25 protein-coding genes are annotated in these 26864 nt (G+C 63.1%); 11 read left to right on the top strand and 14 right to left on the bottom strand.

The window, feature by feature from the left end:
* Positions 1 to 5: 5 nt before the first annotated feature.
* The gene (locus tag JAB6_RS11255) at positions 6 to 1118 is read right to left on the bottom strand and encodes a Re/Si-specific NAD(P)(+) transhydrogenase subunit alpha (protein ID WP_070302862.1); all 1113 of its coding nucleotides are present in this window, start codon (positions 1116 to 1118) and stop codon (positions 6 to 8) included.
* 412 nt (positions 1119 to 1530) lie between these two features.
* On the opposite strand from JAB6_RS11255, the gene JAB6_RS11250 reads away from it, so the two are divergent.
* Positions 1531 to 2010 carry an NUDIX hydrolase gene (locus tag JAB6_RS11250; protein ID WP_034745637.1) on the top strand — a complete coding sequence of 160 codons (480 nt, stop codon included), beginning with the start codon at positions 1531 to 1533 and terminating at the stop codon, positions 2008 to 2010.
* Between the two features lie 31 nt (positions 2011 to 2041).
* Entirely contained in the window at positions 2042 to 3163 is a 1122-nt protein-coding gene (mnmA, locus tag JAB6_RS11245; RefSeq protein WP_070302861.1) for a tRNA 2-thiouridine(34) synthase MnmA, read from the top strand.
* Here the strand turns inward: mnmA and JAB6_RS11240 are convergent.
* The 3 genes from JAB6_RS11240 to JAB6_RS11230 form a co-directional block, all read right to left on the bottom strand.
* On the bottom strand, positions 3160 to 3567 hold the full coding sequence (locus JAB6_RS11240; protein WP_070303021.1) for a response regulator: 408 nt from the start codon (positions 3565 to 3567) through the stop codon (positions 3160 to 3162). The two genes, mnmA and JAB6_RS11240, sit on opposite strands and share 4 nt — an antisense overlap.
* A 147-nt stretch (positions 3568 to 3714) precedes the next feature.
* On the bottom strand, positions 3715 to 4488 hold the full coding sequence (locus tag JAB6_RS11235; RefSeq protein ID WP_034778849.1) for a 5'-3' exonuclease H3TH domain-containing protein: 774 nt from the start codon (positions 4486 to 4488) through the stop codon (positions 3715 to 3717).
* A gap of 216 nt (positions 4489 to 4704) precedes the next feature.
* Complete coding sequence (locus JAB6_RS11230; protein WP_070302860.1) at positions 4705 to 5376, bottom strand: glutathione S-transferase family protein; 672 nt, start codon at positions 5374 to 5376, stop codon at positions 4705 to 4707.
* A gap of 165 nt (positions 5377 to 5541) precedes the next feature.
* On the opposite strand from JAB6_RS11230, the gene JAB6_RS11225 reads away from it, so the two are divergent.
* The 4 genes from JAB6_RS11225 to nagZ all read left to right on the top strand — a co-directional run bounded on the left by JAB6_RS11225 (position 5542) and on the right by nagZ (position 11047).
* Positions 5542 to 6594: a YjgN family protein gene (locus JAB6_RS11225; protein WP_051990721.1), complete on the top strand. Its 1053-nt coding sequence runs from the start codon at positions 5542 to 5544 to the stop codon at positions 6592 to 6594.
* A gap of 1 nt (position 6595) precedes the next feature.
* A complete protein-coding gene (locus JAB6_RS11220; RefSeq protein ID WP_070302859.1) occupies positions 6596 to 7609 on the top strand; it encodes a M48 family metallopeptidase in 1014 nt (337 codons plus the stop codon).
* Between the two features lie 103 nt (positions 7610 to 7712).
* The gene (locus JAB6_RS11215) at positions 7713 to 9323 is read left to right on the top strand and encodes an FMN-binding glutamate synthase family protein (protein ID WP_070302858.1); all 1611 of its coding nucleotides are present in this window, start codon (positions 7713 to 7715) and stop codon (positions 9321 to 9323) included.
* A gap of 182 nt (positions 9324 to 9505) precedes the next feature.
* A complete protein-coding gene (gene nagZ, locus JAB6_RS11210) occupies positions 9506 to 11047 on the top strand; it encodes a beta-N-acetylhexosaminidase (RefSeq protein WP_070302857.1) in 1542 nt (513 codons plus the stop codon).
* Positions 11048 to 11096: 49 nt separating this feature from the next.
* Here the strand turns inward: nagZ and JAB6_RS29310 are convergent, their stop codons facing one another.
* From JAB6_RS29310 to JAB6_RS11195, 4 genes are all read right to left on the bottom strand, one after another.
* Positions 11097 to 11258 carry a hypothetical protein gene (locus JAB6_RS29310; RefSeq protein ID WP_157814699.1) on the bottom strand — a complete coding sequence of 54 codons (162 nt, stop codon included), beginning with the start codon at positions 11256 to 11258 and terminating at the stop codon, positions 11097 to 11099.
* Positions 11259 to 11330: 72 nt separating this feature from the next.
* The gene (locus tag JAB6_RS11205; protein WP_070302856.1) at positions 11331 to 11606 is read right to left on the bottom strand and encodes a hypothetical protein; all 276 of its coding nucleotides are present in this window, start codon (positions 11604 to 11606) and stop codon (positions 11331 to 11333) included.
* A 9-nt stretch (positions 11607 to 11615) separates the two neighbouring features.
* On the bottom strand, positions 11616 to 13517 hold the full coding sequence (locus JAB6_RS11200) for a ferrous iron transporter B (protein WP_070302855.1): 1902 nt from the start codon (positions 13515 to 13517) through the stop codon (positions 11616 to 11618).
* Positions 13518 to 13519: 2 nt separating this feature from the next.
* The gene (locus JAB6_RS11195; protein WP_034745614.1) at positions 13520 to 13804 is read right to left on the bottom strand and encodes a FeoA family protein; all 285 of its coding nucleotides are present in this window, start codon (positions 13802 to 13804) and stop codon (positions 13520 to 13522) included.
* 413 nt (positions 13805 to 14217) lie between these two features.
* On the opposite strand from JAB6_RS11195, the gene JAB6_RS11190 reads away from it, so the two are divergent.
* Both JAB6_RS11190 and JAB6_RS11185 read left to right on the top strand, forming a co-directional pair.
* Positions 14218 to 14433: a bacterioferritin-associated ferredoxin gene (locus tag JAB6_RS11190; RefSeq protein WP_034745611.1), complete on the top strand. Its 216-nt coding sequence runs from the start codon at positions 14218 to 14220 to the stop codon at positions 14431 to 14433.
* Positions 14434 to 14449: 16 nt separating this feature from the next.
* A complete protein-coding gene (locus JAB6_RS11185; protein WP_051990857.1) occupies positions 14450 to 15151 on the top strand; it encodes an energy transducer TonB in 702 nt (233 codons plus the stop codon).
* A 219-nt stretch (positions 15152 to 15370) separates the two neighbouring features.
* Here the strand turns inward: JAB6_RS11185 and JAB6_RS11180 are convergent, their stop codons facing one another.
* Positions 15371 to 16051, bottom strand: coding sequence for a Fe2+-dependent dioxygenase (locus tag JAB6_RS11180; RefSeq protein WP_070302854.1), 681 nt, complete (start codon positions 16049 to 16051; stop codon positions 15371 to 15373).
* A 422-nt stretch (positions 16052 to 16473) separates the two neighbouring features.
* Here JAB6_RS11180 and bfr point away from each other — a divergent pair, with 422 nt between their 5' ends.
* A complete protein-coding gene (gene bfr / locus JAB6_RS11175; protein ID WP_034745609.1) occupies positions 16474 to 16950 on the top strand; it encodes a bacterioferritin in 477 nt (158 codons plus the stop codon).
* Positions 16951 to 17007: 57 nt separating this feature from the next.
* Here bfr and JAB6_RS11170 read toward each other — a convergent pair whose 3' ends face one another.
* From JAB6_RS11170 to JAB6_RS11150, 5 genes are all read right to left on the bottom strand, one after another.
* Complete coding sequence (locus tag JAB6_RS11170; protein ID WP_070302853.1) at positions 17008 to 18336, bottom strand: MFS transporter; 1329 nt, start codon at positions 18334 to 18336, stop codon at positions 17008 to 17010.
* Complete coding sequence (locus JAB6_RS11165; protein ID WP_254671569.1) at positions 18333 to 20195, bottom strand: alpha-amylase family glycosyl hydrolase; 1863 nt, start codon at positions 20193 to 20195, stop codon at positions 18333 to 18335. Before JAB6_RS11165 ends, JAB6_RS11170 begins: the two co-directional genes overlap by 4 nt.
* A 15-nt stretch (positions 20196 to 20210) precedes the next feature.
* On the bottom strand, positions 20211 to 22505 hold the full coding sequence (locus JAB6_RS11160; protein WP_034745603.1) for a TonB-dependent siderophore receptor: 2295 nt from the start codon (positions 22503 to 22505) through the stop codon (positions 20211 to 20213).
* Positions 22506 to 22815: 310 nt separating this feature from the next.
* Positions 22816 to 23844 (bottom strand): LacI family DNA-binding transcriptional regulator, encoded by a 1029-nt coding sequence (locus JAB6_RS11155; protein WP_070302852.1) that lies wholly within the window; start codon positions 23842 to 23844, stop codon positions 22816 to 22818.
* 7 nt (positions 23845 to 23851) lie between these two features.
* Positions 23852 to 24466 carry a glutathione S-transferase N-terminal domain-containing protein gene (locus tag JAB6_RS11150; protein ID WP_046684508.1) on the bottom strand — a complete coding sequence of 205 codons (615 nt, stop codon included), beginning with the start codon at positions 24464 to 24466 and terminating at the stop codon, positions 23852 to 23854.
* 277 nt (positions 24467 to 24743) lie between these two features.
* Here JAB6_RS11150 and purB point away from each other — a divergent pair, with 277 nt between their 5' ends.
* Positions 24744 to 26123, top strand: coding sequence for an adenylosuccinate lyase (gene purB / locus JAB6_RS11145; protein ID WP_070302851.1), 1380 nt, complete (start codon positions 24744 to 24746; stop codon positions 26121 to 26123).
* A 185-nt stretch (positions 26124 to 26308) separates the two neighbouring features.
* Positions 26309 to 26833, top strand: a complete 525-nt coding sequence (locus tag JAB6_RS11140) for a cytochrome b (RefSeq protein WP_046684510.1) — start codon at positions 26309 to 26311, stop codon at positions 26831 to 26833.
* The last annotated feature ends 31 nt before the right edge of the window (positions 26834 to 26864 follow it).

Raw genomic sequence — 26864 nt, 5'->3', positions numbered from 1 at the left:
CCGCGTTATTTTCTGAGGATGTCATTGCCTGCGCAAACCAGGCTGGCCTTGATGATTTCATCCTCGCGGTCGATCAGCAATTGATCGTCCTTGTCGATGATGAGCTTCAAGAAGTCCAGCACGTTGCGCGCATACAGGGCCGAAGCGTCGGCCGCCACCAGGGTGGCCAGGTTCGGCTCGCCCACGATGTGGACGCCGTGCTTGACCACGGTCTTGCCCAGTTCCGACAGCGGGCAATTGCCGCCCTGCTCGACGGCCAGGTCAACGATGACGGAGCCCGGTTTCATGGCTTTCACCGTTTCTTCGGAGATCAGCACGGGCGCGGCGCGGCCGGGAATCAGCGCGGTGGTGATGATGATGTCGGCCAGTTTCGCCCGTTCGTGCACGAGTTCGGCCTGGCGGCGCATCCAGTCGGCCGGCATGGCGCGCGCATAGCCGCCCGAACCCTTGGCGATCTCTTTTTCTTCATCGGTGAGGAAAGGCACGTCGAGGAATTTGGCGCCCAGGGACTCCACTTGTTCCTTGACGGGCGGGCGCACGTCGGACGCTTCGATGACGGCGCCCAGGCGCTTGGCCGTGGCGATCGCCTGCAGTCCTGCCACGCCCACGCCCATGATCAGCACGCGGGCCGCCTTGACGGTGCCGGCCGCCGTCATCAGCATCGGCATGAAGCGCTGATAGGTATTCGCGGCCACCAGCACGGCCTTGTAGCCGGCGATGTTCGCCTGCGAGGACAGCACGTCCATCGACTGCGCGCGCGTAATGCGCGGCACGGCTTCCAGGGCGAAGGCGGACAGGCCGGCCGTGGCCATGGCGGCGATATTGTCGGCGTCAAACGGGTTCAACATGCCGATCAGCACCGTGCCGCTGGCCATCAGGGCCCGTTCATCGGCATCGGGCGCGCGCACCTTGAGCACGATGGCGCAGCCATAGGCTTCCTGGGCCGTGCCGATCTGCGCGCCGGCGGCGGCATAGGCGTCGTCGGGAATCGAGGCTTGCAGGCCCGCTCCCGACTGCACGACGACTTGATGCTTGGCTGCCAGCTTCTTGACTGTCTCGGGCGTTGCCGCCACCCGCGTTTCACCAGGCCGTGTTTCGGCCGGTATGCCTATCCTCATGATGCCTCCGCTAATTGATAAACTGACTAGAATCTAACACGGAAAGCAGCGCGTTAAACGTTTGTGAAGCAGCAACTTTTAGTCGTACGACACTAATTTACCCGTAATACCAATCCTTGTTCCGCCATGCGGTATGGCGACCATATTGTGGGAAAGGTGTGTCAATCTCACCACAGTCGAGCACGCGTACGCGCTTGTTTTGACCACAGGGAAAGCCTATATTAGCGGGCGCTTGCTACCCTCTTGCCGACTAAGCCCCCATGCTAGTGCGCTCCCCGGGAAAGACGTAAGTACCTCCCACCGCTATTTGCTAAAACGTTGTCATTTATCAATATGTCCGCGCAACAAAAGGCCGGCTTCAAACCGCGCGCGCAGAACAAGATAAAATGTCGGCTCTTTCAAGGATGGAATCATGCCGAGAATCTGGAAACCCTCTGTCACCGTTGCCGCCATCGTCGAACGCGACGGCCTGTTTTTACTGATTGAAGAAGAGACCAGCGAAGGCATCAAGATCAACCAGCCGGCCGGCCACCTCGACCCGTTCGAGTCGCTGGAGCAGGCGGTGATCCGCGAAACGCTGGAAGAAGCGGCTTACGATTTCATCCCCACGGCACTGGTCGGCATGTACATGTCGCGCTATCAGTCCTTGCGCACGGGCGAGGACGTGACCTATCTGCGCTTCACCTTTTGCGGCACGGCCGGCGCCGAGCATGACCGCCCGCTGGACGAAGGCATCATCCGCACCTTGTGGATGACGCGCGACGAGCTGGCCGCGTGCCAGGAGCGCCACCGCAGCCCGCTGGTGCTGCAGTGCGTGGACGAATACCTGGCTGGCAGGCGCGCGCCGCTGGCCCTGCTGCACACGCATGCGTCCGTTTTCAATAGCGCATAGCAACATTATCTAAAGTACACTGGAAAGCAAGATGAGCAAGAAGAAAGTCGTTATCGGCATGTCGGGCGGGGTCGATTCCTCGGTCGCGGCATGGATGCTGAAGGAACAAGGCTATGAAGTCATCGGCCTGTTCATGAAAAACTGGGAAGATGACGACGATTCGGAATACTGCTCCACGCGCCAGGACTGGATCGACGCGGCCAGCGTGGCCGACGTCATCGGCGTCGATATCGAAGCCGTCAATTTCGCCTCCGAATACAAGGACCGCGTGTTCGCCGATTTTCTGCGCGAATACCAGGCCGGCCGCACGCCGAACCCGGACGTGCTGTGCAACGCCGAAATCAAATTCAAGGCCTTCCTTGACCACGCCATGACCCTGGGCGCCGACCTGATCGCCACCGGCCACTATGCGCGCGTGCGCCAGGCGCCGACCGACGCAGGCCGTTATGAACTGCTGAAAGCCGTCGACGCCAGCAAGGACCAGAGCTACTTCCTGCACCGGCTGAACCAGGCGCAGTTGTCGAAAACCCTGTTTCCGCTCGGTGAAATCCCGAAAACGGAAGTACGCAAGATCGCTGAAAAACTGGCGCTGCCGAACGCGCAGAAGAAGGATTCGACGGGCATCTGTTTCATCGGCGAGCGCCCGTTCCGCGAATTCTTGAACCGCTACCTGTCGTACAAGCCGGGCCCGATGAAAACGGCCGACGGCAAGACCGTGGGCGAACATGTGGGACTGAGTTTTTATACCCTGGGCCAGCGCAAGGGCATCGGCATCGGCGGCGTGAAGTCGTACCAGAACGCGGACGGCAGCAGCGACGCCTGGTATGTGGCGCGCAAGGATATCGCCAACAACACCCTGTGGGTGGTGCAGGGTCATGACCACCCGTGGCTGCTGTCGCCGGCCTTGACGGCAGACCAGGCCAGCTGGGTAGCCGGTGTGGCGCCGCAAGCGGGCGCCTTGAGCGCCAAGACGCGCTACCGCCAGGCCGACGTGGCTTGCCAGCTGCTGCCGGATGGGAATGAACACTTCGGCCTGGCCTTCGACCAGGCGCAATGGGCCGTCACGCCTGGCCAGTCGGCCGTGCTGTACGACGGCGACGTGTGCCTCGGCGGCGGCATCATCGCCAGCGCGACGGGCCTGGCTGGCGTCTAACTATTGCCTTGCGCGGCGGCGGCCAAAGCCTGCTGCTTGCGCACCATGGCGATCACCGTATTGCGCACGGTTTTCAGGACCGTGTCGGCCATGAACGGTTTCACGATGAAGCCCGACACGCCCATGGCGAGGGCCGCCTGCAGCGAGGTGGCGTCGATGCCGCCCGAGACCATGAAAATGAGCGTCTTCGGATACTGGGCGCGGATGGTCTGCACCACGTTGGTCCCGTCTTCCACCTGCTCGCGCGCGATGCAGACGAAATGCGGATGGTGCTTGACCAGCAGCGCCAGCCCCAGCGCGCTCGTATGCGTCTGCCCGCAGACATCGTAGCCGCCATCGGTCAGGACCGTGTTCAGCAGGCCGCGCGCCACGGCGCTGCTATCGATCAGGACTGTCTTTAACATCATGATTTACTTCCCTTGCTTGATTTTTTATTGCGAGTTCCACTCAGAGAGCGCCCATCAAAATGCTCAGGGCTAGGCGCGTTGCCGAAGGCAGTACGAATGTACGACGAGGCAAGGCAACAACGCCATGAGCTTTTTTTGGGCGCTCTACTTTTCCCACACCAGCTTGTTCCAGGTGACGCCCAACGTGACATCCGTCTTGAGCGCAACTAACTTTCTTGAAAGATACAGTATTTCCCGCTCTTTTCGCAGGCTTTCACCGAGCGCACCGGGCAAAATGCCCGCGCCGGCCATCACGGCGTCGATATTGCCGTAGGCGCGCAACAGTTTTGCGCCCGTCTTCAGGCCGATCTTCGATACGCCGGGGATGCTGTCGGTGACGTCGCCCATCAGTGCCAGCAGGTCGGGCAGCAGTTCCGGCGGCACGCCGAACTTTTTCTCGACCCAGGCGTGGTCGTGCCAGACGCCCTTGAAGTGGTCCCACACCAGGGCGCCATGGGCGATCAGGCCATGCAAATCCTTGTCGGTGGTGGCGATGACGGCCGCGCCGCGCCCCTCGTGCAGCCAGCGCATGACGGCCGTGCCGATCACGTCGTCGGCCTCGACCTCGGGAATGCTGACCACGTGCATGCCGAAGCTGGCCAGGGTGGCGTAGAAGCCAGGCAAGGCGTCGCGCAGCACCTGCGGCATGGGCTGGCGCCCCTCGCGGTAACCGGCATACAGGGCGTGGCGCCAGGTCGGGCCGCCAAAGTCGAAGGCCGGCAGGATGTGCGTCGGCTCGTGGTCGTTGATGAGCGTGCGGAACGACGACAGCGCATGGCGCAGCGCGATCTCCGCCTTCAGGTCGGAATCGGGTTCAGGACTGGCTTCGTAGACGCGGCGTACGATATTCAAGCCGTCGATAGCGAGGAGTCTGGCCATGCGGTAAATGGATACTGGTTGAATCGATCATTTTACCGTATGGAGCAAGCACTATTCCCCGCGAATTCCGCTTGGCAGGTTTTACGCGGCGTAACAACGCCTAACAAAACCGTAGCGAGCGGAAGTGAATTGTGGCTAAGAAGCGCAACCGTACTCAAGTACGGTGAGCATCGCAGGCCGCAAGTCGCGACGCGCAGTAGGTTTGGTTAGGCGTTCTCACTTGGCGAAATCGTAGGGCCCGCCACGTTCGAGCGCCCGCTGATAGGCTGGCCGCGCATGAATGCGCTGCAGGAACGCCGTCAGCTTCGGCAGGCGCTCGTCGAGTCCGCCGCGCATGGCCGCCGCTTCCAGTGGAAAGCTCATCTGGATGTCGGCCGCCGTGAATTCATTGCCGGCAAACCATTTGCTGTTCTCCAGTTCCGCTTCCATGTAGGCCAGCTGGCTGTTGATATTGGGCAGGATAAAGCTGTTCTTGACCTTGCTGGCGATGCCGCGCGCGATTGGCTTGACGAAAAACGGCATCGGCGACGATTCGACCTTGTCGAACACCAGCTTCATCAGCAGCGGCGGCATGGCCGAGCCTTCCGCGAAATGCAGCCAGTAGGTCCAGCGCAGCTTCTCCGGCGTGCCGGCCGCCGGGATCAAGCGGCCATTGCCGTAGCGCTCGACCAGATACTCGATGATGGCGCCCGATTCGGCGATGGTGTTGGCGCCATCGGTGATCACGGGCGACTTGCCCAGCGGATGGACGGCCTTCAGCGAGGCGGGCGCCAGCATGGTTTTCGGGTCGCGCTGGTAGCGCTTGACCTCGTAATCGAGGCCCAGTTCTTCGAGCAGCCAGAGCACGCGCTGCGAGCGCGAATTGTTCAGATGATGGACGACGATCATGGTTTTCCCGTTAAGCGATGGTTGAGTTCCAGTATAGCCGGGACGGCCGGATCGGGGCGGCGCAAGGGAATCTGCAAAAAAAATTGCGAAAAACAGTATTTTCAATTGATAACTTTTCAATCTTCCCTTATCTTGTTTTGTTTCCAATAAGTAAGGAAACCCCCTGTGGATTTCGACACCAACAACACCACGCCCAAGCGCGAAGCCATCACCTTCAGCGCCACGGGCAGCGAATACTTCCGCATCTGGATCGTCAACCTGCTGCTGAGCATCGTCACCCTGGGCATTTATTCCGCCTGGGCCAAGGTGCGCCGCAACCGCTATTTCTATTCCAGCACCCACCTGGCTGGCAGCAGCTTCGAATACCACGGCAATGCCGTCGCCATCCTGAAGGGCCGCATCGCGGCCGTCGTACTGATCGGCGGCTACAACATCGCCTTCCAGATCTCGCCCATCATCGGCCTGATCATGCTCGTGCTGATGATGGCCGTGCTGCCATGGCTGGTGTGGAAAAGCCTGCAATTCAAGCTGTACAACACCAGCTACCGCGGCATCCGCTTCGGCTTTGACGGCAGCGCCAAAGAAGCCTACAAATACTTCCTGTGGCTGCCCATCCTGAACACCTTCACGGCTGGCCTGATGACGCCGTTCCTGCACCAGCGCCTGAAGCGCTTCCAGCACACGCAAAGCCGCTTCGGCAGCAGCAACTTCAGCTTCGACGCCTCGGTCGGCAGCTTCTACAAGACGTACCTGCTGTTCTTCGCCCTGCTGCTGGCCGGTTTCCTGGTCCTGATCTTTGTCGTCTTCGCCAGCGTCTTCGCCACGTTTGCCACCAATGCCAACGATGTCACCAAGGCCGGCAGCATCTTCGGCGCCGTGGCCGCCTTGTATGCCTGGGCCTTTATCGTGCTGCCGCTGTTCCTGACCATGATCCAGAACCTGATCTGGAACCATACGCGCCTGCAGCAGCACCAGTTCCAGTCGCAGCTGACGTGGGGCCGCACCACCTTCATCATGCTGACCAACCTGCTGGGCATCGTCGTCACCTTGGGCCTGTTTTCGCCATTCGCCCACGTGCGCTGGCTGAAGTACCGCCTGGAAGCGACCTCGATGCTGGTGCATGGCAGCCTCGACGCCTTTGTCGCCGCCACCGGCGAGCAAGTGTCGGCCACGGGCGAAGGCATGGTCGACCTGCTGGACTTCGACCTGTCGCTGTAGCATGACGCTCGACAATCAAGCGCCGGGCGCGGCTCCCGTGCCCGCGCGCTATTTCGACGGCCAGACCTCGCGCCTGTACCACGTCACGCTCAGCGTGCGCGATGGCATGGCCGTGCTGGCCGGCGATATCGAGCGCAGCTCCCCGCTGGGCGAGCTGCACGTGTCCGAACGCAGCAGCCATGCCGTGCGCAAGGTCAGCTTTCCCGACGGCGCCTATCTGGAGATCGCCGACCAGGCGGCCTTCAACGACATGCTGCATGACACGGGCCACCGCGATGGCTGGGTGGTGCGGCTGCAGCAAAGCTGGCGCGGCGCCCTGCTGGCCACGGTCGCCACCGTGCTGGCGCTGTGGCTCAGCTATCAGTACCTGCTGCCGGTCGTGGCGAAGGGCGTCGCGTATGCGATTCCCCAGTCCGTCGAGCGCCAGCTGGGCCAGGGCGTGCTCGATTTCCTCGACGAACACGTGTTTGAGGCAAGCAAGCTCGCTGACGCGCGCCAGCAAGCCTTGCGCGCCCGGTTCGCGCGCCTGGCCACGCCCGGCGACAGCACGCCCGAGCACCGCATCGTTTTCCGCAAGAGCAAGATCGGTCCGAACGCGTTCGCCCTGCCGTCCGGCGACATCGTGTTGACCGATGAAATGGTGGAACTGATGCCGGACGACGATGCCATCATGGGCGTGCTGGCGCATGAACTGGGCCATTTGCAGCAGCGCCACCTGACGCGCCGCCTGATCCAGACGTCGGCCGTGGGCGCCGGCGCGGCGCTGCTGTTCGGCGACGTGTCAACCGTGGTGGCGACCTTGCCGCCGTTGCTGCTGGACTTGAAGTATTCGCGGGACGTCGAGCGCGAGGCGGACGACTACGCGATTGCCATGCTGCGCCAGAACGCTATTCCACTGGAACACCTGGCGCAAGTGTTTGTCGCCCTGGGCAAGCTGGATCACGGCACGCCCTACCTGTCTAGCCATCCGGCCAGCGCAGAGCGTGTCGAGCGTATCCGCGCCGCACAGCGCTAAGTCTTCACGCGGCGTCCACCGGGCGCCGCTTTCTTTCCCTCCAGCACGTTCGGCGAATCGAAGGTAGACTCGGCTTTACCAGTCTGACTTCACCGGAGTGCCCATGCACCTAGTACCATTTCGCTACCTGACCTTCATTGCGACGGCAGCCATCTTTGTCCTGTCCCTGTTTTACTACGATCATTACTGGCTGCCCGTGCTGGCCGGTGCGCTGACCCTGGTCGGCATCAGCGACCTGCTGCAAACGAAGCGCGCCCTGCGCCGCAATTACCCCATCCTCGCGCATTTCCGCTTCTTTTTTGAGAGCATCCGCCCCGAAATCCGCCAGTATTTCCTGGAAAGCGACAGCGAAGCGACGCCGTTCTCGCGCAGCCAGCGCAGCATCGTCTACCAGCGCGCCAAGGAACAGACGGACAAGCGTCCGTTCGGCACCCAGCTCGACGTGTATGAAGCGGGCTATGAATGGATCAACCATTCCATCGCGCCCGCCAAGGTGACGGGCCACGATTTCCGCATCGAGATCGGCAACCATCCGGATTGCCGACGTGAAAAGCCGTATTCGGCCAGCGTCTTCAATATCTCGGCGATGAGCTTTGGCGCCCTGTCGGCCAACGCCATCCTGGCCCTGAACGGCGGCGCGCGCAGCGGCGGCTTCATGCACGACACGGGCGAAGGCAGCATCAGCCCCTACCACCGCGAAAACGGCGGCGACCTGGTGTGGGAAATCGGCTCCGGCTACTTCGGCTGCCGCAACCAGGACGGTACGTTTTCCGAAGAACGCTTCATCGCCAACGCCAGCTCGGAACAGGTGAAAATGATCGAGCTGAAGATGTCGCAAGGCGCCAAGCCCGGCCACGGCGGCGTGCTGCCGGGCCCGAAAGTGACGATCGAGATCGCCACCACGCGCGGCGTGATGGTGGGCGAGGATTGCGTCTCGCCGGCCGCGCACAGCGCCTTTTCCACGCCGCTGGAAATGCTGCACTTTATCGACCGCCTGCGCACGCTCTCCGGCGGCAAGCCGACGGGCTTCAAGCTGGCCATCGGCCATCCGTGGGAGTTCTTCGCCATCGTCAAAGCCATGCTGGAAACGGGCATCACGCCCGACTTCATCGTCGTCGACGGCAGCGAAGGGGGCACGGGCGCCGCGCCCCTGGAATTCACGGACCATGTGGGCACGCCGCTGCAGGAAGCGCTGGTGCTCGTGCATAACACCCTCGTGGGCGCCAACCTGCGCGCGAAGATCAAGATCGGCTGCTCGGGCAAGATCATCACGGCCTTCGACATCGCCCGCTTGCTGGCGCTGGGCGCCGACTGGTGCAATTCGGCGCGCGGCTTCATGTTCGCGCTGGGCTGCATCCAGTCGCAAAGCTGCCACACGGACCGCTGCCCCACAGGCGTGGCCACGCAAGACCCGCAACGCCAGCGCGCGCTGGTGGTGCCCGACAAGATCGCCCGCGTGGCGCACTTCCACCAGAACACCATGAAGGCGCTGGCCGAACTGATCGCCGCCGCCGGCCTGGCGCACCCGCAGGAGCTGCGCCCGCACCACCTGGTGCGGCGCATTTCGCCGAACCAGGTGAAACTGGCGTCGGCCCTGCTGCCGTTCCTGGAAGCGGGTCAGCTGCTCGACCCGAGCCAGCTGCCGCAACTGCCGCCCGTGTTCGGCCTGTATTGGCCAAAGGCGCAATCGGTCTCGTTCCAGCGCCTCGATTGACGGCGCCGTTGCGCAAGTTTAGCAATACCACTTAATAACCACTTGCGCAAATATCCAAATCCAATACAATACCAAAATAAGTATAAAACCAAGGCAGCTTTTCCGGTGATTGTCCAGACGCGTCACCAGGGGCCAGAATACGGACTTGTCGTCATCAGAATGAATACCGGAGGAGTTGCAGCATGGAACAGGGTTTGCGCGAGAAAATAGGACAGCTATTCATGGTGGGCTTCGACGCCCTGCAGGCGGACGAGCATATCAAGACCTTGATACGCGAAAAGAAGGTGGGCGGCGTGATCCTGTTCCGCCGCAACGTGCATACGCCCGCGCAAGTGTCCGCCCTGTGCCGCGAACTGCAGGAGATCAACGCGGAAGTGTCCGACACCCCGCTGCTGATCTCCATCGACCAGGAAGGCGGCATGGTGATGCGCATCGAACAGGGGGTCACGCCGATTCCTGCGGCAATGGCCTTCCAGGCGGCCGGCTCCATCGACGACTGCGAACGCATGAACCAGATCAGTGGCGATGAAATGCGCCAGGTGGGCATCAATATGCTGCTCGCGCCCGTGCTGGACGTGAACAACAACCGCAACAACCCCGTCATCGGCGTGCGCGCGTATGGCGAGGATGCCGCCACCGTCATCGACTACGGCATGGCGGCCATGCGCGGCCAGCGCGCCAACGGCGTGGCCGTCACGGCCAAGCACTTCCCCGGCCACGGCGACACGGCCACCGACACGCATTACGCCATGGCCCTGGTCCCGCACGACAAGGAACGCCTGCGCGCCGTGGAACTGGCGCCGTTCCGCGCGGCCATTGCCGGCGGCGTCGATGCCATCATGACGGCGCACGTGGTCTTCCCCGCTTTCGAGGCCGATACCAGTGTGCCGGCCACCCTGTCGAAAGGCGTGCTGACGGACCTGCTGCGCGGCGAGTTGAAATACCAGGGCGTCGTCATCACCGACTGCCTGGAGATGGCGGCGATTGCCGACGGCATCGGCATCGCCCAGGGCGCCATCGCCACCTTGCAGGCTGGCGCCGACATCGTCCTCATCTCGCACCGCGAAGCGCAGCAGACGGCCGCCATCGACGCCGTCATCGCCGCCGTGGAGCGCGGCGACATTGCCATCGCCCGCATCGACGCGGCTTGCGCGCGCGTGGCGGAACTCAAGCGCAACCGCGCCGTGCGCGACTGGCGCACACGCCCCGTCACCCCGCCGGCGCTGATGCAGCCGGCCGCCATGGCCCTGTCGCAGCTGCTGCAAAAGGCCGCCTTGCGCGTGCAGGGCGACTACCGCCCGCTCGACGCCAGCCTGCCCGTGACCCTGCTGACGGTGGAAGTGCGCTCGCGCAGCGAAATCGACGAAGTGGCGCTGGGCCGCAACAAGGAAGCGCGCAGCTCGATGCTGCCTGCGCTGCTCGAAGCGGGCCTGGACGTGCGCGAATATGCCTTGTCGGCCGAGGCGCTGGACGACGAGGTCAATGAAGCCATCGCCTTTGCGCAAGGCGCGCGGCAGATCGTGCTGCAAACGTATAACGCCATGTTCGTCGACGGCCAGCGCCGCCTGGTCGAGGCCCTGCCGCACGATAAACTGTGGCTGGTGGCGGGCCGTCTGCCGTATGACCTGGACCTGGCGCCCGACGCGCAAGGCCGCCTGGCCGCCTTCGGCTGCCGCCCGGCCGCGCTGGTACCGGTGGTCGACAAGCTGGCCGGCAAAGCGTAAGCGCAGCGCTGCAGACGTAAAAAAACCCGCATGCGCGGGTTTTTTTCATTCAGCTTGGCGCAACGGGCGGCAGGGCCGCCACCGCCAGCAAGGCAAACGGACCGAGGAACAGGCCGATGCCGAACCAGAGTCCCCCGTGGCGGCCGCGCCGGCTGGCCAGCAGCCAGGTGGCGACCGCAAACAGAAACATGAAGATCAACAGTATCGCCATTGCCACTCCTTGCCATGCGGAAAGCCCAGTGTAGCCCACAGGCGCGCCCGTGGCTACACTGAAATACAAGCCCTAGCGCTGCACCTGCATCAGGATCACACGCTTGCTGCTGCCGTCGGCCGGTGGCGTGGCAGACGGCGGCGGCGGGCTGTCGCAGGAGCCGCAGGAACCGCAGCCACTGCCGCAACCGGGCGCCACCTTGAAGAAGGTCGACATCTTCGCCTCATCGAGGCCGCAGCGCACGAGGCCGCGCACGATGGCGCGGCGCACGCCCGCCGGCAGGTACTTGGTCGAAAAATGCAGCAGCGCGGCTGCGACGATCAGGGCGACGATGAGGGTTTGCCACATGCTTTTCTCCTAAGCGCCCAGCAACAGGGCGACGCGGTACGTGATGAACGAGGCGGCATACGCCAGGGCGAACATGTAGCCGGCCATCAGCAGCGGATAGCGCCAGCCGCCCGTCTCGCGTTTCACCACGGAGAGGGTCGACAGGCACTGCGGCGCAAATACATACCAGGCCAGCAGGGACAGCGCCGTGGCCATCGACCACGAATGGGCGATCAGCGGCTCCAGCGTGGTGGCAAGCGCGTCGCCCGTTTGCGACAGCGCATACACGGTGCCCAGGGCGCCGACGGCCACTTCGCGCGCCGCCATGCCCGGCACCAGCGCGATGCAGATCTGCCAGTTGAAACCGATCGGCGCGAAGATCACTTCCAGGCCGCGGCCCAGGATGCCGGCCAGGCTGTAATAGATCGGCGGGTGGATCGCGTTGTCCGGCGGGCCGGGGAAGGTGCTGAGGAACCACAGGATGATCATCAGGCTCAGGATGATGGTGCCGACGCGCGTGAGGAAGATCTTCGCGCGCTCCCACAGGCTGACGGCCAGGTTGCGCAAATGCGGCCAGTGGTAGGCCGGCAGTTCCAGCAGCAGCGGCTGGTTGCCGCGCACGCCCATGCTGCGCTTCATGACCCAGGCCACGGCCATGGCCGAGATGATGCCGGCAAAGTACAAGACGAACAGCACCAGGCCTTGCAGGCTCAAATAGCCCCACACCTGGCGTTCCGGAATGAAGGCGGCGATGATCAGCGCATACACGGGCAAGCGCGCCGAGCATGTCATCAGCGGCGCGATCATGATGGTGACGAGGCGGTCGCGCGGATTCTGGATGGTGCGCGCCGCCATCACGCCGGGAATGGCGCAGGCAAAGCTCGACAGCAGCGGGATGAAGGCGCGGCCCGACAGGCCCACGCCGCCCATCAGGCGGTCCAGCAAAAAGGCCGCGCGCGGCAGGTAGCCGCAGTCTTCCAGGCTCAGAATGAAGAAGAACAGGATCAGGATCTGCGGCAGGAAGACCAGCACGCTGCCGACGCCGCCGATGATGCCTTCCACCAGCAAGCTTTTCAGGTGGCCGTCAGGCATGTTTGCCGTCAGCAGGGCGCCCAGGTGGCCCACGCCATCGGTGATCATTTCCATCGGCGTGGCGGCCCAGGCAAACACGGCCTGGAAGATCAGGAACATCAGCACGGCCAGGATGATGGGACCGAAAACCGGGTGCAGCACCACGTCGTCGATCTTTTCCGTCAGGTTGCCGCTGTCGCGCGTGTCGTTGCTGACGGCGGCCAGGATGCGGCGCACTTCGCGCTGGGTTTCTTCGACGCTGACGGCATCGATGGCCGCCAGCGGTTTCGCTTCCACCACCGGCAGCGGCAGCATGGCGTCGATGGCGTCGAGCAGGGCTTTTTCGCCATCGTGCTGCACCGCGATGGTTTCCACCACGGGCATGCCCAGTTCGGCCGACAGCTTGGCCGTGTCGATCAGCATGCCGCGCTTGCGCGCCACGTCCGTCATGTTCAGCGCCAGCAGCATGGGCAGGCCCAGGCGCTTGACTTCCAGCACCAGGCGCAGATTCAGGCGCAAATTGGTGGCGTCGACGACGCAGATGATGGCGTCCGGGCGCGGGTCGCCGCGGCGCAAGCCGCCCACCACGTCGCGCGTGATCGCTTCATCGGGCGTGGTGGCCGACAGGCTGTAGGCGCCCGGCAGGTCAAGCACGCGCACGGGCTTGCCGTTTGGCGACGTGAAATGGCCTTCCTTGCGCTCGATGGTGACGCCGGCGTAGTTCGCCACTTTCTGGCGCGCGCCCGTCAAACGGTTGAACAGGGCGGTCTTGCCGCAGTTCGGATTGCCCAGCAAGGCAATTTGTGGCTGATGCGGCGGCTTGTGCACGCCCGCATCGACGATTGTTTCGACAGCACCCATGGTCATTCCGGTTGAAGCAGCGGTTGAATCGTAATCAGCGCCGCTTCGAAGCGGCGCAGCGCGAACGTGGCATTGCCCACCTTGATGGCCAGCGGATCGCCGCCGGGAATGCCGCGCTTGAGCATACGGATGCGTTCGCCGGGAACGAATCCCAGCTCCATCAGGCGGCGGACAAGGTCGACGCCGTCCTCCGTCTGTCCTGCCGTGTGGGGCGTGATATGCAACACCGTGCCGCTCTGGCCAACTGCCAGCGCGTCGAGCGTCATCATGGGTGGAACTAGAGTCATGAGCAAATTCCGTTCAAATTAAGAACACCGGGGACAGACTGCTGCGCGTGGCGCATCGTGTTTGACGTGGGTGTTGTGAGGTAAAACGCAACTGTTGCGCATTACCGACAAGCGGCCTTTCAAACTGTCCGGACGGCGACCGTCCGAGACAATACCAGCATTATAAACATGAATGCGAATAGTTTTTATTTAGCCCGGAGAGCCGCCCCCATCAAGGGCTGCACCATCCGAAAAAATGGCATATCGATGCGCCGCGCCAGGCCGCCAACTGCCGCACACTTGATCAAAATCGCTTGCATTGTCCCGCACTTTGCGCGACAATGAAACGTAATGATAATGATTCTCATTAAAACACTAGCAACAATGCTTCCAAGCACTAGTGTCTGTTCATCCTCCAGCCAGAAGGTGTATCAATGATTGTATGTGTCTGCAACAACATATCTGATCGTGAAATCCGTCAAGCCGTCGATCTTGGCCTGTCCAGCATGGCCGAACTGCGCCGCGACCTGGGCGTGGCCACTTGCTGCGGCAAATGCCACACCTGCGCGCGGGAAGTGCTGAACGATCACCTGAACGCCACCGTGGCGCTGCAAGAAACCGTATTGATGCGAGCTGTACTGACAAACTAAGAAAGCGATGAATGCCATGACGATGATGCCCCCGCCCGTAACGGTGCAGGCCGTGCAGCAATTTGCCGACTTCGACAAGAAGCGCAACAAATTCGCGCCGCTGATGGCCATCGTCGTCCTGCATATCGCCGGCTTTTACGCGATCCAGAGCGGGCTCTTGAGCCGCGTCGTCACGGCGGCCATGCCGACCATCACGACCATCAGCATCATCGCCCCGCCGGCGCCGCCGAAACCGCCGGCGCCGTCCGTACCGAAAACCGTGGAACTGAGCGCGCCCGTGCCGCGCGCCGTGATCCCGCCGCTGCCGCTGATCGCCGTGGCGCCAAGCGAACCGACGATCACGCCGCCGCAGCCGACGCGCGCCGAAGCAGCACCTGTCGCCACCGCCGCACCAACAGCGCCAGCGGCACCATCGCCGACGCCGCCAGCACCTTCGACACCGCGCACCGTCAGCAGCGTCGAATACATCAAGGCGCCGCAACTGATCTACCCGAATCTGTCGCGCCGTCTGGGCGAAAGCGGCACCGTCGTGCTGCGCATCCTGATCAATGAAAAAGGCTTGCCCGAGCAAATCCTGATCCAGAAATCGACCGGCTACAACAACCTTGATGAAGCGGGCCGCCAGGCCGCCCAGCGCGCGCTGTTCAAGCCGATGATCGAAAACGGCAAGCCCGTACCCGTGTACGTGCTCGTGCCGCTGACCTTCCAACTGAGCTAGCCTTCCGGCGGCACTTGCGCCGCTGCCAGCCCGCAAGCACCGCACCCTGTGCCCTGCTTGCTTTTTTGCGCCCGTTTTAGTCAAGCGATTTGCTTGTTTCAGTCTGCCAGCCTACATCCCCGGGCCAGGCAGACTTTTTTTTGCCTGCTATGGGGTCAGACCCTCAACACCGCCAACGCCCAGTTCAGCGCCAACGTCGCCGGGGGTCTGACCCCAGCCTTACATCTCCGCCCACATTCTGAGCAGATTGTGATAATGCCCCGTCAGTCCCACCGTCGCCGGTGAATCGCCATGCGCCGCGCGCACGCTCTGGATATTCTGATCGAGCTCGAACAGCATGCTGCGTTTCCAGTCCTCGCGCACCATGCTTTGCGTCCACAGGAAGGAGCAGATACGCTCGCCGCTGGTAACGGGCAGCACCTGATGCACGCTGCTCGACGGATACACGATCACGTCGCCGGCCGGCAGTTTCACTTCGTGCGTGCCGTAGGAATCGACCACCACCAGCTCGCCGCCTTCGTACTCCTCCGGCTCGCTGAGGAATACGGTCGACGAGACGTCGGCGCGCATCGACTGCATGCCGTTTTTCGGCGTGCGGATGGCGCCATCGATGTGCAGGCCATAGTGCTCGCCGCCCGCATAGCTGTTGAAGAATGGCGGCAGGATGCGCAGCGGTAGCACGGCGGCAAAGAACAGCGGATTGGCCATCAGCGCGCGGCTGACGATCTCGCCCAGCTCCAGCGCCAGCGGCGAACCTTCGGCCAGCTGGCGGTTGCGCTTGACTTGCGCGCCTTGCGCTCCGACGCTGGCGCGTCCGTCGACCCAGTCCGTCTGCGCCAGGCGCTGGCGGAAATGCGTCACCTGTTCCGGCGTCAGCACGCCGGGTATATGCAGCATCATCTTGCTATCCTTTTTTCGGTAAATATCGCTGCCCGATTATCGCATCGCCAGCGTCGGCCAAGAAGGCACAAAAGCAAGAACGGACGAACATTTCGCGCCTTTTCAGCACGGCCATGCACGCGCGCCAGCAGCGGCAAAACAGCGCTGGAAACGCGAATGAGAATGGCCTTCATTTTCCTTAACAAATAAAAAACGGCGCAAGTGGGCAATCCACTTGAGAATGGGTTTTATTCGCACGATATTTACGTTAAAAAGACGGAAAAATGCCGTTTAGCACCGGAAATCGCCGGCATTTTGCGCTATCATGCGGGCATAGCGAAACCGGCAACCTGCGCGCCACCAGGCAGCCAACGCCACCCGGCAGTGAACGCCAGCAGCCTGCGGTTTCATCATCGAACGCGACACAGAACAAAGGAAATCCCATGAAGGGCGATAAAGAAGTCATCCGCATGCTCAACGCACAGCTCACCAACGAACTGTCGGCCATCAACCAGTACTTCCTGCATGCGCGCATGTACAAGCACTGGGGCCTGGAAAAGCTGGGCAAGAAGGAATACGAAGAATCGATCGGCGAAATGAAACACGCCGACAAGCTGATCGACCGCATCCTGATGCTCGACGGCCTGCCTAACCTGCAAGCGCTGCACAAGCTGCTGATCGGCGAGAACACGCCGGAAATGCTGGAATGCGACTTGAAGCTGGAACGCGCCGCGCACGCCACCGTCAAGGAAGGCATCGCCATCAGCGAAAAAGCGGGCGACTACGTCTCGCGCGACCTGTTCCTGATGATCCTGGAAGACACGGAAGAGCATATCGACTGGCTCGAAACGCAGATCGACCTGATCGCCAAGGTCGGCATCCAGAACTACCTGCAAAGCCAGATGGCGATTGAAGAATAATTGTTCTTCGAGGCAGATAAAAAAAACCGGCAGCGCCGGTTTTTTTTTCGCCTGCCGTCAAGCCTTGCCGGTCTGCGGCGGGCGCAGCTTGACGAACAGTACGGCCACCGCCGCGCACAGCAGCAGGGCGCCGGCCAGCCGGATGACGTTTTCCGGATTGCCTCCCAGCCAGCTGCGGTAATACAGCGGCAAGGTGAATATCTGGATGATCATCGGGATGACGATGAACATATTGAAAATGCCCATGTAGACACCCGTGCGTTCGGGCGGAATGCAGCCGGCCAGCATGATGTAGGGATTGCCCATGATGCTGGCCCAGGCCAGGCCCACGCCCAGCATCGGCAGCAACAGCAGCGCCGGGCTGTGGATCAGCGGGATGCCCAGCATGCCCACGCCGGCCGCGCACAGGCACAGGCTGTGCATGCGCTTGGGACCGAAGCGGCGCGTGAACGGCACCAGCGCGAAGGCGGCGACAAAGGCGACGAAATTGTAGAAGGCGCCCACCTGCCCGTTCAGCAGGCCCGCGTCGCGAAAGCCTTGTGACGCGGGGTCCGTCGTGTGAAACAGCGTGGCCGCCAGCGACAGCGCGATGTACTGCCAGTAGCAAAACATGGCGTACCACTGGAACAGGTTGACGAGGGCCAGCTGCTTCATCGTCGGCGGCATGTCGCGCAGGGCCGCGCCGATATCGGCCAGCGTGTGGCGCCAGCCCGGCGGACGGCTGCGAATGGCCGCCAGCTCGGCCGCCGTGAGCGGGTTTTCCGGCGTCGTCTTCAAGGTCCACAACACCGAGGCGAGCGAGAACACGGCGCCGATCAGGAAGGCGGCGATGACGATGTGCGGGATATGGCTGCCGTTGACGGCATCCTTGTTCATGCCCAGCATGACGAGCAGCGACGGCGTCAGGTAGGCCAGCGTCTGCCCCAGTCCCGTAAATGCGCTTTGCGTGAGAAAACCCAGCGAGTGCTGCTTCTTGTCGAGCTTGTCGCTGACAAAGGCGCGGTAGGGCTCCATCGTCACATTGTTGGCCGCGTCGAGTATCCACAGCAGGCTGGCAGCCATCCATAAAGTCGGACTGAACGGCATGGCCAGCAGGCCCAGGCTGCACAGGATGGCGCCGATCAGGAAATACGGCGTGCGGCGGCCCCAGCGTGTCACCGTACGGTCGCTCATGGCGCCGATCAATGGCTGCACGAGCAGGCCCGTCATGGGACCGGCCAGCCACAGGTAGGGCAGGCTCGCTTCATCGGCCCCCAGGTATTTGTAGATGGGACTCATGCTGCTTTGCTGCAACCCAAAGCTGAACTGGATGCCGAAAAAGCCGACATTCATGTTGACGATCTGCCAGAACGACAGATGCGGACGGTGCGCGCCGGCGTCGCTCATGCTGCTTCCCTTTCCAACCACAGCATATGCCAGGGCTGCAAGCCCACCGTGCCGGACAGCACGCTGCCATCGAGGCTGTTGCGCCATTCGCCCGGGGGTAAAGTGTAGCGCTGGCTGGCGCCGCTGAAATTGCTCAGGTTGAGAAACGCGTCGCCACGCAACAGCGCCAGCACGGCCGGCGTATCGGCGGGCAGCACGCTGCGTGGCGCGGCGGCGGCAAGGGCCGGCAAGCGCCTGCGCACATCGACCAGTTGGCGCAGCGCCAGGTACAGCCGTCCGCTGGCGCTCACACCATCGTGGCGCCATGCGAGCAGGCTGTCGTCGAACGCGGGACGCTGCAGCCAGCGGCTGTCCATCGCCCGGTCGGCCCGCTGCGTGTAGCTGTGATCGTTGGTCATGCCCAGTTCATCGCCCATGTACAGCACGGGCAAGGCGCCAAAGCTCAAGGCAAGGCCATGCAGCAGCAGCAGGCGCCGCAACGCGTATTCCTGCTCCTGCACCGTGGCGGCGCTTTCCAGGCCGGCCAGCGAGGCGGCCATGCCGTTGCTGCCATGCGCCTTGTCCGCGCTGCTGCTCTGGAAGGCGGCGCCGCGCGCATAGCTGCCGGGCGCGCCGGCAAAGAACCGCGCGATGCGGGCCAGGCGCACCGGCCCGTTCGCGCCCGCTTCATTGAGCAGCACGTTCCAGCCGATGTCGTCGTGGCAGCGCACATAACTGAGCCAGCTGGCGGCCGGCGGCAGCGGCGGCGTGGCCGCGATCACCTGCTGCAGCAAATCCGTGCTTTCCTCGGCCAGCGCGCCCCAGCCGGCGGCCATCAGGCTGCTGTGATAGGCGATATGGCATTCGGGCGCCGCATCGCTGCCGAAATAGGCGGGCAGCTTGGGCGTGGGCACGATGGCTTCGGCCTTGAGCAGCACGCCCGGCGCGACGATGGCGGCGATCGCCCGCAACGCCTGCAGCAGGCTGTGGGCTTCGGGCTGGTTCATGCAATCGCTACCTTCGCGCTTCCACAGGAAGGCCGTCGAATCGAGGCGGAACACTTCGATGCCCTTGTTGGCCAGGCCCAACATGGCGCCGGCCATGGCCGCGAAGACGGCCGGATTGGCGTAATTCAAATCCCACTGGTACGGGTAAAACGTGGTCCAGACCCAGCGATCAAGCTCCGGCACGAAGGTGAAATTGCCGGGCGCCGCCTGCGGGAAGACCTGGCCCACGGTGCGCTCGTAGCGGTCCGGCTGCACGCGGTCGTGATAGGTGTGGAAAAAATCGCGCAGCAGCGGATCGCCGGCCTTGGCGCCCAGCGCCCACGCATGGTCGTCGGCCACGTGGTTGAGGATCAGGTCCGAGCACAGGCTGATGCCGGCCGCGCGCAGCTGCGCCGTCAACGCCAGCAAATCGGCATTGCTGCCCAGCGCGGGATCGACTTCCTCAAAGCTGGCGACGGCAAAACCGCCATCGCTTTCGCCAGCACGCGGGCGCAAGAACGGCAGCAGGTGCAGATACGTCACGCCCAGTTCGCGCAGGTGGGCAATGCGCGCCGCCACGCCCTGCAAGCTGCCGCCGAAACGCTGCACATACGCGCTGTAACCGAGCATGGACTGGCTGACAAACCAGTCCGGCTGCGCTTCGCGCTGCGCATCCTGGCGCCGCAGCTCGGGGGCGCGCGCCGCGTACAGCCGCCCCACGCTTTCCATCAGGTCGCCCAGCCAGGGCAGGAAGTCCGGCCGCTGGCCATACAGGCTGCCCAGGCGGTCGAGCAAGACCGCCTCCTGGCGCGCATAGCGGTGCGCCGCATCGTCGCGCAAGTGCGTGGGGAGCGGCGCCAGCAGGCGCGCCAGGGGGCTGCGTATCGACATCATGAATCCTATCCTTGCTTAAAATGCGTATTTCAGGCTGACCTTGACGGTGCGCCCCGTGATCGAGCGGGCCGCATGGCCATCGCCCTCGACTTCCGTGTAGCCGATCTTGTCGAGCAGATTGTTCGCCGTCAGCGCTACCTGCAATTGCGGCGTGAGCTGGTAATTGACGAAGGCATTGAGCACCTGGTAGGCGGGCAAGGTGATCGTGTGCGCATCGTCGCCCCACGACTTGCCCGTGCCGACCAGGCTCGCGCCCAAGGTAGCCTGCCCCCATTCATAGGTGGGCGCGATCTGGTAGACGACACGCGCCTGGCGCCGCGGCGTATTGCCGATCAGCGCCACGTCGGCCGCCGCCGTGCCCGTGATCTCGGCATCCGTGAACGTCAGGCCGCCATTGATGCGGAAGTCGCCGGCGCTGTAGGCCGCTTCCAGCTCCACGCCCTTCGCCTCATAGCTGTTGGCCGTGCGCAGCTGGGTGGTCGCTTCGTAATTGCTTTCCTTGGTCTTGGCCTGGAACACGGTCACAAAAGTGCTCAGGGGTCCCAGCCGCCATTTCACGCCGCCTTCGAGCTGGCGCACGGTATTGATCGCCACGGGCACGCTGCCATCGAGCGGTGTGCCGAACAGGATGCGGTCGGCATTGAAGGCCACGCCTTCGCTGACGCGGGCAAACACGGCCAGGTTCCCCTGCAGCTTGTAGTTCGCGCCCAGCGAGTACGAGGTGTGGCCCAAGGTATAGTCGACCCGCTGCACCGTCGACGGCAGATACGCTTGCGCGCCGGTGGCCTGGTTGGCCGTGCCGCTCGCATGCTGGCGGTCGCGCCGCAGGCCGCCGTCGAGGTTCAGCGCACCGCTTTCCCAGGCCAGATTCAGGTAGGGCGAGGTCGTGCGGTATTCCATGTCGACGGCGCGCGAGCAGCAGGCGCCGAAGGCCGGACCGATATAGCCTGGCGTGCCGCTGGCCGTTTGCAGCAGCGCCGGCTGGTCGCCCGTGGCCTGCATCAGGTATTCATTGAAGTTCCAGGTCAGGCCCAGCTTTTGCTGCGACAAATACAGGCCGGCCGTGGTGGTCAGCTTGCCGCTGTCGAGCACAAAGGTCTTGGCCAGCTTGGTGTCGCTCAGGGTATTGCTGGCGTCGTCGATCGAGGTGTTGAACACCACGGCGGAAAACGCACGGCCCGTGTAAGGCTTGCCCTGGTTCGGGCCGCTGGCAAACACATAGCTGCCGTCGCTGCCATTATTCGACGGGAAGACGCCGGTGAAGCGCCCCGAATTGTCGGCGTAACGGAAGTTTTCGCTCACGCTCCAGCCCTGTCCCAGCTTGAACGATGCTTCCAGGCCCACGGTATCGCTTTTGACGTGCAAGCCGTCGTTGACGCGGGTGGCCACGCGCTGGTTATTCTTGTTCAGCACCGTGTCGGGCACCCAGTACGGCGAATAGAAACTGGCCTTGCGCGGGTCGATGCCGGCGATTTCCCCGATGCGGCCATTGCGCACGCTGACGGGCACGGGCAAGGCCGTGGGCGACTGGTCGTCGAGATGCTTGAACGACAGGCGCACGAAGCCGCTGTCGAATTCATGCGTGACATTGCCGCGGATCTGCCCACCCTTTTCGCTGTTGACGCCACTGTGGCGGATGCCTTCGCCCGTGCGCCAGGAGCCGCCGATGAAGAAGCGCGTGCGCTCCGAAACCGGCGCGCCGTAATCAAAATCGACCCGCGTCTGGTCGTAGCCCAGGCCACGGCTGAGGGCCACGCTGCCGCCCTTCTCCTTGCCGTTCTTGCTGATGAAATTGATGATGCCGCCCGGCGAGTTGGTGGCCAGGGTGGAAGCCGAACCGCCGCGCACCACTTCCAGGTGGTCGAGCGTGGAATCGATCTTGACGAAGCTGTCGGGCGTGGTGAAGTTGAAGTCGCCGAACTGCAGCACGGGCAAGCCGTCTTCCTGGATCTGCACATAGCGCGCGCCGCCAGCGGAAATGGGCAGGCCGCGCACGGTGATGTTGGCATTGCCTTCGCCGCCCGAGGATTCGGCCCGCAAGCCAGGTACCGAGCGCAGGACTTCGGCCGCGCTGGTCGGTGCGTTGTGCAGGATGGTATCGAGCTCCATGCTGCTGACGGAATTGCTCGATTTCATTTTGGACGTGCCGCCGGTGGTACCCGTGACGACGATGCGTTCCAGGTTCAGGCCATCGGCGGGAGCGGCGCTGGCGGTGTCGGCGGCCGATTGCGCGTGGGCGGCACCCAGTTGCAGCATGGCCAGGGCGACGGCGGCGGCCATGCAGCCGCGTTGTGCAGTATGTGCGTTCATTTTGTCTCCAGTGTTGTATGCCGATACATCGAGGTATCCGCTTGTTATGGGTACTGGCCGCCGCATGCCGTGGCGCGCTGGCTGAGCCGGTACGTCATTATTGAACGAATAAGAATTTATTGCAATCGATTGCAATCGAGCACTGCAACATGAAAATGTTGTTGTTTTTAAGGGAATATTACGGGCAATATAGAGGGAAACAGGCGGGGATCGACGTGATGCCAGGCTTTTTCATGCTGCTGTGCAGCATGAAAATTCACGGATAAATTTGAAATTATTGCAATCGGTTGCAATGCCTTGCCAATGCGTTTCAACGGCCCGAGGCGCGTACGATCAGCTCGGTTGGCAATTGCTGCGATGGCGCAGGCGCGCCATCGACCAGCGCCAGCAGCGAAGCCACCAGCGCGCGTCCGGCGGCGCGAATCGGCTGGCGCACGGTGGTCAGCGGCGGATGGAAATACGCGGCCAGTTCGATATCGTCGTAGCCGACCACGGCCACCTGTTCCGGCACGGCCACGCCGCGCGCGCGCAGGGCATTGATTGCGCTCATGGCCAGCAAGTCGCTGCAGGCAAAGATGGCGTCGAACGGCAGCTGGCGGTCCAGCAGTTCCTGCACGTCCGTCGCCCCGCCCTGCGGCAGGAAGGAGCCGGCCACGTACAGTTGCGGGTCCGGCGCCAGTCCTTGCGCGGCCAGCGCCTGCACATAACCGGCGTGGCGCTGCGCCACTTCGGGCAGCTTGGCGTCGCCAAAGAAGGCGATGCGCCGGCGCCCGGCCGCCAGCAAGTGCTCCGTGGCCAGCCTGCCGCCGGCGACGTTGTCGCCGCCCACGGTGCAATACAGCTGCTGCGGCAATTGCGCGCCCCACACGACGATGGGCACCTGACGCGCGGCCAGCTGGTTCAGTTGTTCATGGTGGCGCCACTGGCCGATCAGGATGATGCCGATCACGCGGCCGCTGTCGAAGGACAGGGCGGCCGCATCGAGCGTTTCCGCATCCACGCGCGAAATGAGCATGTCGAAGCCCTGTTCCGTCAGCGCATCGGCCAGACTGCCCAGCATGCTGAGAAAGAAAGGATCGGACAGGTGCTGGCGCGTGGCCGCGTCATACGGCACCACCACGCCCACCGTGCGGTTCTGTTTCAGGCGCAGGTTTTGCGCGCCGATATTGATGGAATATTTGAGCGAACGGGCCAGCGCGATGACGCGCGCGCGCGTCTCTTCATTGACCAGCGAACTGCCGCTCAGCGCACGCGACACGGTCGACGTGGACACGCCGGCCAGGCGCGCGATATCGGCCATCTGCAGGCGCTGCTGCGCCTTCGAATCGTTGCCGGTCATCGTGCGCTCACTGCGGCGCGGTGTCCTTGAACGATGGGCGCTCGGACAGTTTGTCGAACAGGCGCGCCAGCGCCGGATGTTCCGCGCGCCAGTCGATTTCCGGGAAGCGGAAGCTGAGCCAGCCCAGGGCGCAGCCCACGGCCACGTCGGCCAGGGTGTAGTTCTTGCCGGCGCAATAGGCGCTCTCGCCCAGGCGTGCTTCCAGCGCCGCCAGGCCCAGGGTGACTTTGTCCAGCTGGCGCGCGATCCACGCCGCGCTTTGCTGCTCGGGCGGGCGCTGCGTACGCTCCAGGCGTACCAGCACACCCGCGTCGAGGATGCCGTCGGCCAGCGCTTCCCAGTTCTTGATATCGGCCCGCTCGCGGCCATTGCCGCCGGCCGGCAGCAGTTTACAGACGGGCGTGAGGGTGTCGAGGTATTCGACGATGACTTTCGAATCGATCAGCGTGCTGCCATCCTCCATCACCAGGCAGGGTACCTTGCCCAGAGGATTGGCCTGGGCGATGCGGGTTTCCGGCACCCACACGTTTTCCAGCTCGAAGACATAGTCGAGCTTTTTTTCCGCCAGCACGATACGGGCTTTGCGGACATACGGGCTGGCGAGGGAACCGATCAGTTTCATAGGTACTTTAAGGTAAAGGAGCAGCTAGCAGTATAGCATCGGCGGCAGCGGTGTTTGGCAGCACGCGCCCGGCGGCCTCCAGTGTGTGGCAGGCACGCCGCATCGGGGCCGGATTCGGCCAACATGGGGGCTATCCGCAGCCGACGGACGGCTGGCCAGCGGCCAGCGGTGGTAAAATCGCCCTTTACTGTGGCGCCGTCAGTGTTGCTGTATTGCAATAGCCCCGCCCTCCCCGCGCGCCACACGCCAACCGTTTCTTTAACTTGCGTCCGCTCTCATGACTTCTACTACTCCGTATTCCACGCTGTCGGCCCTGTCTCCGCTCGATGGCCGCTACGCCAGCAAGACCGATCTGCTGCGCCCGATCCTGTCCGAAGCCGGTTTCATGCACCACCGCGTGAAAGTGGAAATCTCCTGGCTGCAAGCGCTGTCGCAAGCCGGTTTCGCTGAAATCAAGCCGTTCTCGGCAGAAGCGAGCGCCCTGCTCGACAAGATGGCAGCCGATTTCTCGGAAGCCGACGCGGCCCGCATCAAGGCCATCGAAGCGGTGACCAACCATGACGTCAAGGCGGTCGAGTACTGGCTGAAGGAACAAGTGGCGGACGTGCCGGAACTGGTGGCGGCGTCGGAATTCATCCATTTCGCCTGCACCTCGGAAGACATCAACAACACCTCGCACGGCATGATGCTCAAAGCCGCGCGTGATGGCGTGATGCTGCCGGCATTGAACGGCCTGGTGGCCAAGCTGACGCAGATCGCGCACGACAATGCCGACGTGCCGATGCTGTCGCGCACGCACGGCCAGACCGCCAGCCCGACCACCCTGGGCAAGGAATTTGCCAACGTCGTGGCCCGCTTGCAGCGCGCCGTGAAACGCATCGAACAAGTGGAAATCCTCGGCAAGATGAATGGCGCCGTCGGCAACTACAACGCCCACCTGTCCGCCTACCCCGGCTTCGACTGGCCGGCATTCTCGCAGGCCGTCATCGAACAGCGCCTGGGCCTGGTCTTCAACCCGTACACCATCCAGATCGAGCCGCACGACTATATGGCCGAACTGTTCGACGCCTTCGCGCGCGCCAACACGATCCTGCTGGACCTGAACCGCGACATCTGGACGTATGTGTCGCTGGGCTATTTCAAGCAAAAGCTGAAAGCGGGCGAAATCGGTTCGTCGACCATGCCGCACAAGGTCAACCCGATCGACTTCGAAAACTCGGAAGGCAACCTGGGCCTGGCCAACGCCGTGCTGAAACACCTGTCGGAAAAACTGCCCGTCTCGCGCATGCAGCGCGACCTGACCGATTCGACCGTGCTGCGCAATATCGGCGTGGGCCTGGGCTATACGCTACTCGCCTATGACAGCTGCCTGCGCGGCCTGAACAAGCTGGAAGTGAACCACGCGCGCCTGGCGCAAGACCTGGACGCGACGTGGGAAGTGCTGGCCGAGCCCGTACAAACCGTGATGCGCCGCTATGGCATCGAAAACCCGTACGAGCAGCTGAAAGAGCTGACGCGCGGCAAGGGCATCTCGAAAGAAGCGCTGCAAACCTTCGTCAATGGCCTGGCCATTCCGCAGGATGCCAAGGACGTGCTGCTGACCATGACGCCAGCGAACTACATCGGCATCGCGGCGCAATTGGCCAAAGCCATCTAAGCAGTTTCCACATGGGGATCCTGCTATCCCACTCCCGCGGGGCGGCCAGCACACAAATGCTGCCCGCCCCGCGGTTTTTCCGGCAATCTTTCTTGTAGAATCTCCGGCACGCAGCGCAATTTGCTTTTCTTTGGTATATTAGGCCGAATTAGTCCTAATACGTACTACTTTCAAGAAAGCCATCGATGCAACGCTACACCACCACCGCCATCATCCTGCACTGGCTGACCGCCCTGCTGATCATCAGCGCCTTCGTCATGGGCCTGGTCATGGTCGATATTCCCGGCCTGACGCCCACCAAGCTCAAATATTTCTCCTGGCACAAATGGCTGGGCGTGACCGTGCTGGCCATCGCCGCCATCCGCCTGCTGTGGCGCAAGGCCAATGTGCCGCCGCCGCACCCGGCCAGCATGGTTGCCTGGCAAAAGAAGGCGGCCGACGCCATGCACGTGCTGCTGTATATCCTGATCTTCGCCGTGCCCGTCTCCGGCTACCTGTACACCTTGGCCGCCGGCGTGCCCGTGGTCTACCTGGGCCTGTTCCAGTTGCCGGTCATCATGGCGCCGAACCCGGAACTTAAGCCGCTTTTAAAAGAAATTCATTATGTTCTGAACATGACGATGGCCGCCGCCGTGGCCGCCCATGTGCTGGCCGCGCTGAAGCACCAGTTCATCGACCGCGATGGCGTGCTCAAGCGCATGCTGCCGTAGCACCGACTTCCCCTTGCTCACTGAAAAACTA

This window comes from Janthinobacterium sp. HH104 (genome assembly GCF_001758715.1).
Lineage (GTDB): Bacteria > Pseudomonadota > Gammaproteobacteria > Burkholderiales > Burkholderiaceae_D > Janthinobacterium > Janthinobacterium aestuarii.
This window is presented reverse-complemented; position numbering and strand designations above follow the sequence as displayed.

Coding starts and splice junctions, on each gene's coding strand:
- purB (WP_070302851.1), top strand. CDS start 24,744: ATGACTTCTACTACTCCGTATTCCACGCTGTCGGCCCTGTCTCCGCTC.
- JAB6_RS11240 (WP_070303021.1), bottom strand. CDS start 3,567: ATGTTAAAGACAGTCCTGATCGATAGCAGCGCCGTGGCGCGCGGCCTG.
- JAB6_RS11190 (WP_034745611.1), top strand. CDS start 14,218: ATGATTGTATGTGTCTGCAACAACATATCTGATCGTGAAATCCGTCAA.
- bfr (WP_034745609.1), top strand. CDS start 16,474: ATGAAGGGCGATAAAGAAGTCATCCGCATGCTCAACGCACAGCTCACC.
- JAB6_RS11170 (WP_070302853.1), bottom strand. CDS start 18,336: ATGAGCGACGCCGGCGCGCACCGTCCGCATCTGTCGTTCTGGCAGATC.
- JAB6_RS29310 (WP_157814699.1), bottom strand. CDS start 11,258: ATGGCGATACTGTTGATCTTCATGTTTCTGTTTGCGGTCGCCACCTGG.
- JAB6_RS11230 (WP_070302860.1), bottom strand. CDS start 5,376: ATGATCGTCGTCCATCATCTGAACAATTCGCGCTCGCAGCGCGTGCTC.
- JAB6_RS11215 (WP_070302858.1), top strand. CDS start 7,713: ATGCACCTAGTACCATTTCGCTACCTGACCTTCATTGCGACGGCAGCC.
- JAB6_RS11150 (WP_046684508.1), bottom strand. CDS start 24,466: ATGAAACTGATCGGTTCCCTCGCCAGCCCGTATGTCCGCAAAGCCCGT.
- JAB6_RS11180 (WP_070302854.1), bottom strand. CDS start 16,051: ATGATGCTGCATATACCCGGCGTGCTGACGCCGGAACAGGTGACGCAT.
- JAB6_RS11200 (WP_070302855.1), bottom strand. CDS start 13,517: ATGGGTGCTGTCGAAACAATCGTCGATGCGGGCGTGCACAAGCCGCCG.
- JAB6_RS11255 (WP_070302862.1), bottom strand. CDS start 1,118: ATGAGGATAGGCATACCGGCCGAAACACGGCCTGGTGAAACGCGGGTG.
- nagZ (WP_070302857.1), top strand. CDS start 9,506: ATGGAACAGGGTTTGCGCGAGAAAATAGGACAGCTATTCATGGTGGGC.
- JAB6_RS11205 (WP_070302856.1), bottom strand. CDS start 11,606: ATGTGGCAAACCCTCATCGTCGCCCTGATCGTCGCAGCCGCGCTGCTG.
- JAB6_RS11250 (WP_034745637.1), top strand. CDS start 1,531: ATGCCGAGAATCTGGAAACCCTCTGTCACCGTTGCCGCCATCGTCGAA.
- JAB6_RS11195 (WP_034745614.1), bottom strand. CDS start 13,804: ATGACTCTAGTTCCACCCATGATGACGCTCGACGCGCTGGCAGTTGGC.
- JAB6_RS11155 (WP_070302852.1), bottom strand. CDS start 23,844: ATGACCGGCAACGATTCGAAGGCGCAGCAGCGCCTGCAGATGGCCGAT.
- JAB6_RS11235 (WP_034778849.1), bottom strand. CDS start 4,488: ATGGCCAGACTCCTCGCTATCGACGGCTTGAATATCGTACGCCGCGTC.
- JAB6_RS11160 (WP_034745603.1), bottom strand. CDS start 22,505: ATGAACGCACATACTGCACAACGCGGCTGCATGGCCGCCGCCGTCGCC.
- JAB6_RS11165 (WP_254671569.1), bottom strand. CDS start 20,195: ATGATGTCGATACGCAGCCCCCTGGCGCGCCTGCTGGCGCCGCTCCCC.
- JAB6_RS11220 (WP_070302859.1), top strand. CDS start 6,596: ATGACGCTCGACAATCAAGCGCCGGGCGCGGCTCCCGTGCCCGCGCGC.
- mnmA (WP_070302861.1), top strand. CDS start 2,042: ATGAGCAAGAAGAAAGTCGTTATCGGCATGTCGGGCGGGGTCGATTCC.
- JAB6_RS11185 (WP_051990857.1), top strand. CDS start 14,450: ATGACGATGATGCCCCCGCCCGTAACGGTGCAGGCCGTGCAGCAATTT.
- JAB6_RS11140 (WP_046684510.1), top strand. CDS start 26,309: ATGCAACGCTACACCACCACCGCCATCATCCTGCACTGGCTGACCGCC.